The sequence below is a fragment of the Avibacterium endocarditidis genome, from assembly GCF_002921145.1.
Classification (GTDB): Bacteria; Pseudomonadota; Gammaproteobacteria; order Enterobacterales; family Pasteurellaceae; genus Avibacterium; species Avibacterium endocarditidis.
Map to the genome: position 1 here is coordinate 1 of NZ_PQVI01000137.1, position 6,378 is coordinate 6,378.

A 6,378-nucleotide genomic window follows, 5' to 3' on the forward strand; every position below is an offset into this window, starting at 1 on the left:
GGAATGTATTTATACATTGCTAAACGCGATGATTTCTCCCCAATTCCCGAAACCCTACGTGACAGTTTCGGCACGCCCATTTTTGTAATGCTATTTAATCTTAAAAGGTGAAAAAATCGCTCATCAAACGCAGATAACCAAGAAGTGCTAGAAAAAATCCAGCAACAAGGCTTTTATCTACAAAATGACCAAAAAAAAGAAGAAAATTTGTTGGAAAATTTATAAAAAAAGTACCGCACTTCATTAGTGAATATAAAACTCAGCCCATCGCTGAGTTTTTGTTTTTCTGGAAGATAACAAAAACAGCACTAGAAAATTTAATCTTAGCCTAAAAAATTCACAAAAAAACCACCGCACTTTTAAAGTACGGGAAAAAAAAAATCAGCCCTTAAGGCTGATTTTTTTATATTACTAAGCAGTTATGCCGATTGTTTCGGTTGTTTAAACACCGTTACGGCTGGCGCTTCGCCAGTGAATTTTTCTACTTGTACGATACAAGTATTTGGCGAGTTACCCTGTGCAAGTTTTGACGTGCCTTCATCGCGGGTAAGCACATTCGGGCAGCCATTTTTACACAATGGTTTATCCGATTGTCCAAGATCCGCAGGATCGTACCAAGCCCCTTCGTGCAAGGCTACTGTGCCTTTAATAATGCCATCAGTAACCACAGCCCCTGCAAGCACTTGTCCGCGTTGGTTATAAATTCTCACAATATCACCATCAACAATACCACGCGTTGCCGCATCATCTTTATGAATCAACACTGGTTCACGATCATTCACGGCATATTTTTGACGTAATGAAGTATGTGCAAGCTGGCTGTGCAAGCGGTAATATGGGTGAGGTGTAACTAAAGCTAAAGGTGCTTCTGCAGTGGTGTTGCCAGCAAATTCTGCCGGTTCCATCCAGCTTGGATAGCCTTTGCAATCGTCATAATTCATTTTGGCTACCACATCAGAATAAATTTCAATTTTACCTGATGGTGTACCCAATGGATTCAACAATGGATCATTACGGAACTCTTCGTAACGCACCCATTTTTTCGCTTTTTCATTGGCTTTGAAAGTAATTGGTTTATTTTCTTCCCAGAATTTCTCAAATTTAGGCATTAATACACGGTTTTTGCGTGCAGCATCAAATGCCGTTTGGTAGAAGCCTTTTAACCAATCCATTTCCGATTTATTTTCGGTGAATTGTTCTTCCACACCAGCACGCTTCGCTAATTCTGTGAAGATGTCATAATCGCTTTTCGCCTCAAATTGCGGTGGCACAACTTGTTTCATTGGGTAGATATTCATCATTGAATAATCGCCTGACATTGTTAAGTCGTTACGCTCATAACTGGTGGTTACAGGCAATACAATATCAGCCATTCGTGCCGTTGGCGTCCAGTTTACTTCATTCACAATAAAGGTATCTGGCTTATGGAAAGCTTTCACTAAGGTATTGGTATCTTGATGATGCACAAATGGATTACCACCCGCCCAATACACTAATTTAATATCGGGATAGGTAATTTCCGTGCCATTATATTGAATCGTTTTGCCGGGGTTAAGTAAAGCATCTGCCACCCGTGCCACAGGAAATGCCATTTTAGATGTTTCATCAAGCCACGTTTTTTCCCCGGCTTGTACAGCAGGATTTGCGGTAATCGAACCTAAAATTCCGCCTGTTGCGGTTGGCACGCCACCATTGGCATAGTGATAACTAAAGCCGAAACCGCCGCCCAGTAAACCAATTTGCCCGAGCATAGAAGCTAGCGTTACCATCATCCAGTGGCTTTGCTCACCGTGGCGTTGACGTTGCATTCCCCAACCGCCCATTAACATTGTGCGTTTAGTTGCAAAATCATTGGCAAGTTGTTTAATCACCTCTACTGGCACGCCAGTTAATTTACTCGCCCAAGTAGCATCTTTTGGCTGCCCATCTGTTTTGCCTAATAAATATTCTTCAAATTTATCATAGCCTGACGTGTATTTTTTCAAGAAAGCTTTGTCGTGCTTGTCTTCGCTCACTAAGGTATGTGCAATCCCTAGCATTAGTGGTACGTCAGTTGCCGTATTAATCGGGATCCACTCTGCGCCTAAAAACTCACAACTTTCGCTACGCACAGGATCAATACAAATAATGCGTTTGCCGCTCTCTTTTAATTTTTTGAAATAGGCTAAGCCCTCTTGATCCGTAGATGTCCACGCAATGCGTAAAGTTGTGAGCGGATTTGCCGACCATAACACCACAATCTCTGAGCTTTCTAAAATGGTTTCCCAGCTGGTTTGTTGCTCATAAACTTCAATTGTGCCTAAAACGTGCGGCATAATCACTTGTGCAGCCCCAGTAGAATAATCCCCTTTTGAGCCAACAAAACCACCCGTTACGTTAAGGTAACGATGCAACAAGGTGCGAGCTGCGTGTAGTGAGCCTGAGCTGTACCAACCATAAGATCCAGCATAGATCCCTGTTGCACCGTAGCTATCTCTCACCCGTTTTATCTCTTTTGCCACAAGATCAAACGCCTGCTCCCAAGATACGCGTACCCATTCATCACGTCCACGCAAGGTAGTATCTTTGTTGCCTTCTAAATAGCCCTTACGCACCATTGGATATTTAATACGGGTTTCGCTATAAAGCTGATCGGCAACCACAGATTGCAATTCATTGGTTAGCGGTGCGGGAATCGCTGGCCCTGACTTCACCACTTTACCGTCTTCCACAACGACGCCTAAAGGTCCCCAGTGTGCCGCAGTAACCACCGTGCTTTGTTCTGCCGCCACTGCTTTAGAAGATACCAACGATCCTACTACCCCACCTGATAAAGATGTTCCTGCAAGACCTAATGAAGAATGTTTAATGAAATCACGGCGACTTGCATTAATGTTGTCTTGTTTTTTCATTGTTCACCTCAGTATGACTTTCCACGGCATTTTATATCTGGGGAAAATTCTGAAAATTTGCACCGCACTTATAAAATGCTATGAGTTTAACTTACGACACCTTTCTAAAACGAGTGGCATAATCATTTCTAACCATACCATTGTGCAATCAAGTTGCAGGCATTGCTTCCATATCTTTCGACTTAGGATCACAAGCTCGGAGTCAAACCAGTGCTAAATAATTTTAGCGATATTCCAAATGGAAACTGTTAATGTGATGCGCCCACTTTATCCTTACTATTACGTTGTAAATAAATCGTGAGTGTGCGGACATCATCTGCTGACATTGATGTACGATTTTTCATTGAGTTCACCACACCAATCCATTGATTCGCGGTGTAATGATCTGCCCCAATTGCAGCGTGGCAACCGCTACAATAGGTTTCATTCAAATTGTGACCAAATTGATTAAGTGCGGTCAAATTTGCCGTTAAAATAGATTTCGGTGCATTAATTTGCAAACGGACTTCCTTCCAATCGGAAGCGGTAACTTCATCATAAACAGAACGTAGCACCTGCATTTTATCTTGTGGCACATCTTCCAATAACGCCACCATAATGCGTTTACCTAAATCCATATAAAGAATGCTTTCCGCTCCGGCTTGCTGCCAGCCTGTGATCGTCGCTGAAACTTGATCACCCGAAGCTTTCCAATCGGTTAATTCCGCATAAGGCATTAGGCGAATACTGCCCCCATCAGCAATATTGACATTACTCATCGCTAGGCTATATAAGGTTTTATCCTGTGGGCTAAACTCCCCACCGTGTTTACTTAACTCACCACTGGCTTCTTGGTTATCAACTTCCATTTCAGGCATAAAATGCACAATGCCTTTATGGCAATCAATGCACGTTTGGTTGGTTTCCTGTGCTATTTTATGCATTTTCTGTGCGGCTTCTGATTGCTCTGAAAGCACCATTGCTTCAGCACTATGACAACTTTTACAAGTGGCTGAATCGTTTTCTTTCATCTCCGCCCAAACCTGTTTCGCCATAGCTAAACGATGAGTTTCATAGGCTTCTTGATCTGGCAATTTATCGACCACAAGGGTATTCCACACATCTTTTAATGCCATCACCTTAGTTTTCACATAATGAAATGTGGAATCTTGCGGAATATGGCAATCTGCACATTCCGCACGAATGCCTTTACGATTAGAAAAATGCACGCTTCCTTCCCACTCTTCTTTCGGAATGTTCATCGAATGGCAACTCACACAAAACTCAGTGCTGCTGGTAGCTTTCATTGCATATTGCGTTCCCGCAAACACACCCACACCAAGCAACACGCCAAACAAACCACCTAATACAAATTTCTTATTCAATTTCGCCATAGCTCCCCCACATCAAACAGATACATCAAAATAGGTAGAAATAATGGTTGAGATTATAAGTTCAGCACTATAATTTTCAATAAATTCATCAACTTGCTTATGGGATAAATGAACGGAATTTGACTTAACGCAAATAAGGTTCAAAAAACATCATCTGAAATTCATTAAGTTTCATTTAAAGAGCGGTGAAATTTTTTATCATTTTTGAAATCTTACAAACCTTAGTATAATGCCCGTCTGATTTTTATTAATGAATAATTAGGAACTTATTGAATGAAAGTAATGTCTTTTAATATCAATGGATTACGAGCAAGACCTCATCAGCTTGAAGCCATTATTGAACAGTATCAGCCCGATATTTTGGGATTGCAGGAAATTAAGGTGGCAGATGAAGATTTCCCTTATGCGTTGGTGGAACACTTGGGTTATCACGTTTATCACCACGGGCAAAAAGGGCATTATGGCGTAGCATTTTTGCTCAAACAAGCGCCCAAAGCCATTCACAAAGGCTTCCCTACAGATGAAGCGGACGCACAAAAACGCATTATTATGGCGGAAATGGAAACAGAATTTGGTTTGCTCACAGTAATCAACGGTTACTTTCCACAAGGGGAGAGCCGCAACCACGAAACAAAATTCCCTGCTAAAGAAAAATTCTATGCAGATTTGCAACGCTATTTAGAGCAGGATCATAATAAAGAAAATCCGATTATTATTATGGGTGATATGAATATCAGCCCGAGTGATTTGGATATTGGCATTGGTGAAGAAAACCGTAAACGCTGGTTGCGTACAGGAAAATGCTCGTTCTTACCTGAAGAAAGAGAATGGTATAACCGCTTATATGCCTATGGTTTAACGGACACTTTCCGCCATTTAAACCCAACGACTAACGATAAATTCTCTTGGTTTGATTATCGCTCAAAAGGCTTTGACGATAACCGCGGCTTACGCATTGATCATATTTTGGCAAGCAATAATTTAATCGATCGCTGCACAGATACAGGCATTGCACTGGATATTCGTGCAATGGAAAAGCCTTCCGACCACGCACCAATTTGGGCGGTGTTTGAATAAAATGACAAGTGCGGTGTGAATTTTTGGAAAATTTTACACCACACTTGATTTATCACTCTTTGTTAATTCATAGATTATCTCAAATACCTTACCAAACCTCCTGTTCAAATTAGCTTACCATTGAAAATTCCCGTAAAATACACCGCACTTATTTTTATTAAAAGGTAGATAAAATGTCTGTGGTACTCAACCAGCTTATTGATTTACTTAAGCTAGAACAGCTTGATGATTTTCTCTTTCGTGGGCAAAGCCAAGATTTAGGTTTGCGCCAAGTGTTTGGTGGGCAAGTGGTGGCACAAGCGCTTTCTGCGGCGATTCAAGTTGCCCCCCCAAGATCGCATATTACATTCTTGCCACGCCTATTTTCTTGCCCCTGGGGATAGTCAGCACCCGATTATTTATGATGTGGAAGTGTTGCGTGAAGGGCATCATTTCACTGCAATGCGAGTGAAAGCCATTCAGCATAATCAAGCCATTTGCCACATTACCGCTTCATTTCAAATGGAAGAAGAAGGCTTTGATCACCAATCTTCAATGCCAAATGTCGGTGAGCCAGACAGCTTTATGGCTGAAAGTGTGGCATTGCAAAAATTGGCACAATATATCCCAGAGCCAATTCGCGATAAATTTACTGCTGAGCGCCCTTTTGATATTCGTACTAAATATATCAATAACCCTTTTCAAGGAAAAACCTTGCCACCTGAGCAATATGTTTGGGTGAAAGCCAATGGTGAAGTGCCGCACAATCGCGCCATTCAGCAATGTTTGTTGGCATATTTTTCTGATTTTCATCCGCTACTCACTGCCCTCCACCCACATAAAAAAGGCTTTTTAGAAGCAGGAATGAAATTAGCCACCATCGACCATTCTATTTGGTTTCATCGAGCTGGGGATCTTAACGATTGGCTACTTTACGCCATTGAAAGCCCTAACGCCTTTGGCGCAAGGGGCTTATCACGCGGACAAATTTTCGATCGTCAAGGGCGTTTAATCGCCACCACACAGCAAGAAGGTTTAATTCGATTTAGCGAAAAATA

The 6,378-nt window shown here is 41.7% G+C and carries 3 protein-coding genes, 2 pseudogenes and 1 riboswitch; of the genes and pseudogenes, 3 read left to right on the forward strand and 2 right to left on the reverse strand.

Features of this window, described 5'->3' with window-relative positions; genetic code table 11:
• Positions 1-225 (forward strand): annotated as a pseudogene (locus tag C3Z13_RS10060) (YcgL domain-containing protein); the annotation flags it as partial.
• 194 nt (positions 226-419) lie between these two features.
• Here C3Z13_RS10060 and torA read toward each other — a convergent pair.
• Together torA and C3Z13_RS10070 are read right to left on the reverse strand one after the other, a co-directional pair.
• Positions 420-2,891, reverse strand: a complete 2,472-nt coding sequence (gene torA / locus C3Z13_RS10065) for a trimethylamine-N-oxide reductase TorA (protein ID WP_103855828.1) — start codon at positions 2,889-2,891, stop codon at positions 420-422.
• Positions 2,892-2,972: 81 nt separating this feature from the next.
• Positions 2,973-3,105: riboswitch (molybdenum cofactor riboswitch) on the reverse strand.
• A gap of 34 nt (positions 3,106-3,139) precedes the next feature.
• The gene (locus tag C3Z13_RS10070; RefSeq protein WP_103855829.1) at positions 3,140-4,264 is read right to left on the reverse strand and encodes a NapC/NirT family cytochrome c; all 1,125 of its coding nucleotides are present in this window, start codon (positions 4,262-4,264) and stop codon (positions 3,140-3,142) included.
• 273 nt (positions 4,265-4,537) lie between these two features.
• Between C3Z13_RS10070 and xthA the strand changes: the two genes are divergently transcribed.
• Positions 4,538-5,341: an exodeoxyribonuclease III gene (gene xthA / locus C3Z13_RS10075; protein ID WP_103855830.1), complete on the forward strand. Its 804-nt coding sequence runs from the start codon at positions 4,538-4,540 to the stop codon at positions 5,339-5,341.
• Positions 5,342-5,514: 173 nt separating this feature from the next.
• A pseudogene (gene tesB / locus C3Z13_RS10080) lies at positions 5,515-6,378 on the forward strand (acyl-CoA thioesterase II); the annotation flags it as partial.

What these genes read in the sequence shown, in the direction of transcription:
- torA (WP_103855828.1), bottom strand. Translation starts at nt 2,891, where the DNA reads ATGAAAAAACAAGACAACATTAATGCAAGTCGCCGTGATTTCATTAAA.
- C3Z13_RS10070 (WP_103855829.1), bottom strand. Translation starts at nt 4,264, where the DNA reads ATGGCGAAATTGAATAAGAAATTTGTATTAGGTGGTTTGTTTGGCGTG.
- xthA (WP_103855830.1), top strand. Translation starts at nt 4,538, where the DNA reads ATGAAAGTAATGTCTTTTAATATCAATGGATTACGAGCAAGACCTCAT.